The following is a 3,891-nucleotide window of genomic DNA, read 5'->3' on the forward strand; positions in this document are numbered from 1 at the left end:
CCTCGGCATTGCCATCGGCGTCATCGCCGGCGTGGGCGCGGTCGTCTTCTATCTGTTGCTGAAATACGCCGCCGAGTTTCTGCTGGGCTACCTGGCCGACTACCGAATCCCCACCCCCGTCGGCGAGGACGGCAATCATCCGTCCTCTGGCTTTCACCGTCCGTGGGCGCTTCCACTGGTGACGACGGCCGGTGCGTTCTTGTCCGCGGTCATCGTCGCCTGGCTTGCCCCAGAAGCCGAAGGCCATGGCACCGACGAAGCGATCGAGGCGGTCCATAGCTATCCCACCAATATCCGCAGCCGGGTGGTGCTGGTGAAGATGGTGGCAAGCGCACTGACCATCGGCTCTGGCGGCTCGGGCGGTCGCGAAGGTCCGACCGCTCAGATCTCAGCAGGCTTCGGATCACTGCTGACCCGTCGGCTGAACCTCCCTGTCGAGGACGGCAGGATCGCGGTTGCCGTGGGTATCGGCTCAGGCATCGGAGCGATCTTTGGCGCACCCCTCGGCGGAGCGGTGCTGGCGACGTCAATCATCTATCGCGAAGACCTCGAATACCGCTCACTGGTGCCCGGTTTCATCGCCTCGGCCACGGCATATGCGGTGCTCGGTTCGATCATGGGCTTCCAGCCTCTGTTCGGTTTTGTCGACGCCGAATACCGCTTCGAAGAAGCCTGGCCACTGCTGTGGTTCGCCGTAATCGGCGTGATCGCTGCCGCGATCGGCTATCTGTATGCCCGCGTATTCTACTGGACGGTGGCGTTAACCGATCGACTGCCCGGAGGTGTGCTGAAACCGACTCTCGGCGGACTGCTGGTCGGGCTGTTGGGGCTGCTGATCCCTCAAGTACTCAGCAGTGGGTACGGCTGGATTCAGGAAGCCATTACACGGCCAACGCTGATGACGATTCCGTTGTGGATCGTGCTCGTCCTGCCGATTGCGAAAATCGTGGCCACGTCATTGTCGATTGGCACCGGTGGATCGGGCGGTATCTTCGGCCCTGGCATTGTGATTGGCGCATTTGTCGGGGCGGCGATCTGGCGGCTGGGGGAACTATGGGGCCTTCCCGGAGTGCCCAGCGACCCTGGCATTTTCGTGGTGGTGGGAATGATGGCGTGTTTCGGCAGCGTCGCTCATGCACCGCTCGCCATCATGATCATGGTGGCCGAGATGACCGGATCGTTTGCCGCGATACCGGGAGCGATAATTGCGGTAGGTATCGCGTCGCTGCTGATGTCGCAAAGCGGCGTCAGCATTTACCGCTCCCAGCGCCTGAATCGTGAGACGGCCGAGACCGAACGCGCGCGTCAGCCCGCGTGACGGCCTCGGCCGCTGACCCTGGCTGTACATCCCATGTTCGTCTGATCGTCGCCAAAATCGGACACACTGTTTGCGGGTAATCAGCCGCCTCACCCAGGAAGGAGCGCCCGTGCCATGCAAACGCTGAGCCTGGCCGACTTTGTGCTGCGCTTAGCCGTCGGCCTAGGTTGCGGCGCATTGATTGGAGTGGAACGGCAGTGGCGGGCACGCATGGCCGGACTGCGCACCAACGCGCTGGTCGCAACCGGGGCCACTTTGTTCGTGCTCTACGCGGTGATCACCAACGACACCAGCCCCACCCGGGTGGCGTCGTATGTGGTGTCCGGGGTCGGTTTTCTCGGCGGAGGGGTGATCCTGCGCGAGGGATTCAACGTTCGCGGCCTGAATACCGCTGCGACGCTGTGGTGTTCGGCCGCCGTCGGTGTGCTGGCGGCCTCGGGGCATTTGTTGTTCACGGTGATCGCCACCGGCACCGTCGTCGCCATCCACCTATTGGGACGTCCACTGGGCCGGTTAATCGATCACGACAACGTCGTCGAAGAAAGCGAAGACCAGCAGCCATACCAAGTTCAGTTGATTTGTCGGCCCAAAAGCGAAAAATACGCGCGTGCCCAAATCGTGCAGCACACCAGCACCAACGACCTCATTCTCCGCGGGATTCACACGGGGCGCGCCGCCGACGACAACGTTGCATTGACCGCCTATCTACTCATGGATGGTCACGCGCCCGCGCGGCTTGAGCGCCTCGTCGCGGAGCTGTCGCTGCAGCCGGGCATTCAGGCGGTGCATTGGTACGCCGGTGAACCGAGCGAGCCGCTGCCGCCGATGTCAGATACCGGTTAGACCCACACCGGGTGTTCACTTATATGGTGAACGACCGTATACTCATTTGGACGATCGTCTCATAATATGTCCAGTTTCCAGCAGATTTAATCCGTTAGCAGCCAGGCTGTTGTGTACTCGGGCATTCACTCACTATGGTGGTACGTGTCTGGCCCCGCTGCTGGTGCCGGATGGGGTGGCTAACCGTTCGAGCCGGGGGAATTGTCGCCGCGGCAGCTGCTGGAGTGCCGTTCGGTTGCCGCGGTGTCAAGCGGCGGCAGGTTTGCCTTATCCGACAAGGGGCACTCATAACGCGCTGGAGAGGAGTGGCCGATGCCTGAAGTGGAAGTGCGCCACGACGGACACCCTGCGTTTCGCCGCCAAGTTCGCTTCGACTGGTCGAATCTGCCGTTGCACTGGGTGCCCGATGACCCATTCGCCACGCACATGATGAATGTGTTGCATTTACTGTTGCCGGAGGGGGAGCGGCACTTCATCAAGGCGGTGCTGGAAGCGTCGTCGCTGGTCGACGATCCAGAGCTGGAGGCGGCGATCAAACCGTTCATCCAGCAGGAGTCCTGGCATGCCTGGGCGCACCAAGTGGTGCTAAACCACTTGGCCGAGCAAGGAATTGACACCACGCCCTACACCACCCGGCTGGGGAAATATTTGTCGTGGGCCCTGGGCGATCCGCCCAAGTGGTGGCCGCCGGCGATGAAGCGGTGGTGGCTGTATCGGCGGCTGGCCGACGTGGCCGCGCTCGAGCACTTCACCGCGGTGTTGGGTCAGTGGGTGCTCCAGAACCAGGGTCTGGATTACGCCGGCACCGACCCGGTCATGCTGGATTTGCTGCGCTGGCATGGCGCCGAAGAGATCGAGCACCGCTCACTGGTCTACGACGTCTATCAGCATGTGTGCGGCAGCTACCCGCTGCGGGCACTGTCCATGTTGACGACCGCGCCGCAGTTCATTTTCTGGTGGTTTCTCGGGGTGCGCTACTTGATGACGCACGACCCGACCATCGACGCCAAACCGCGCTGGCGCGACTGGTTGCGCGCCGCCCGCGAGTACAAGGTGCCCGGGCCGTGGAAGCTGCTGGTGACCGTCCCGGTCCGGTACCTGCGTCCCAGCCACCATCCCGGGCCTGAGGCGTCCACGCAGATTGCGGTGGACTACCTGAAGTACTCGCCGTCGGCCCGCGAAGCCCGTAAGCGAGCTATCACCCAACTGAAGCCGCACGGCGCCGACAAAGTCGAGGCATGAGGTTGCGAAGGACGGAGGTTCGATGAAGGTTTTCGTGGATTTCGACACCTGCGACGGGAACGCCGTCTGCATGAGCATTTGCCCTGAGGTTTTCGAACTCGGCGACGACGGTTATCTTCACGTGCTTCAAGAGGAGCCGGGCGAGGACCTGCGCGACAAGCTGAAGGGTGCGGAAGTGTCCTGCCCAACCCAGGCCATTACCATTCAGGACTAGCGCCGTGTCGTCAGATCAGCAGCTGAAACAAGTCGTGGTTGTTGGTTCCGGTGTAGCGGGCACCCGCGCCGCAGAGACTTTGCGAGCAGAGGGCTACGACGGTGCGCTGACGATTGTGAGCGCCGAGCGGCATGCCCCCTACCACCGGCCGCCGCTGTCGAAGAAACTGCTCACCGGAAAAGTGCAACGCGCAGGCATCGACTTGGCGCCGCATTTCGACATCGACGCCCGAGTGCTGCGCGGGGCATCTGCCGTCGGGCTTGACATGTCGTCG

Annotated in this window: 5 protein-coding genes; all 5 read left to right on the forward strand. The window is 62.6% G+C overall.

Annotated elements, in window-relative coordinates; genetic code table 11:
- Positions 1–1,318, forward strand: a 1,318-nt coding sequence (locus VFA16_RS16035; RefSeq protein ID WP_324968771.1) for a chloride channel protein, incomplete at its 5' end; no start/stop codon positions are given.
- A 114-nt stretch (positions 1,319–1,432) separates the two neighbouring features.
- Positions 1,433–2,161: an MgtC/SapB family protein gene (locus VFA16_RS16040; protein WP_324968772.1), complete on the forward strand. Its 729-nt coding sequence runs from the start codon at positions 1,433–1,435 to the stop codon at positions 2,159–2,161.
- A 312-nt stretch (positions 2,162–2,473) separates the two neighbouring features.
- Positions 2,474–3,403 carry a metal-dependent hydrolase gene (locus tag VFA16_RS16045; RefSeq protein ID WP_324968773.1) on the forward strand — a complete coding sequence of 310 codons (930 nt, stop codon included), beginning with the start codon at positions 2,474–2,476 and terminating at the stop codon, positions 3,401–3,403.
- 22 nt (positions 3,404–3,425) lie between these two features.
- Positions 3,426–3,617: a ferredoxin gene (locus VFA16_RS16050; RefSeq protein WP_324968774.1), complete on the forward strand. Its 192-nt coding sequence runs from the start codon at positions 3,426–3,428 to the stop codon at positions 3,615–3,617.
- A gap of 4 nt (positions 3,618–3,621) precedes the next feature.
- The coding region (locus VFA16_RS16055; RefSeq protein WP_324968775.1) for an FAD-dependent oxidoreductase at positions 3,622–3,891 on the forward strand (270 nt) is incomplete at its 3' end.

The organism is Mycobacterium sp., assembly GCF_035653355.1.
In the GTDB taxonomy this organism is placed as follows: Bacteria; Actinomycetota; Actinomycetes; order Mycobacteriales; family Mycobacteriaceae; genus Mycobacterium.

Coding starts and splice junctions, on each gene's coding strand:
- VFA16_RS16040 (WP_324968772.1), top strand. CDS start 1,433: ATGCAAACGCTGAGCCTGGCCGACTTTGTGCTGCGCTTAGCCGTCGGC.
- VFA16_RS16045 (WP_324968773.1), top strand. CDS start 2,474: ATGCCTGAAGTGGAAGTGCGCCACGACGGACACCCTGCGTTTCGCCGC.
- VFA16_RS16050 (WP_324968774.1), top strand. CDS start 3,426: ATGAAGGTTTTCGTGGATTTCGACACCTGCGACGGGAACGCCGTCTGC.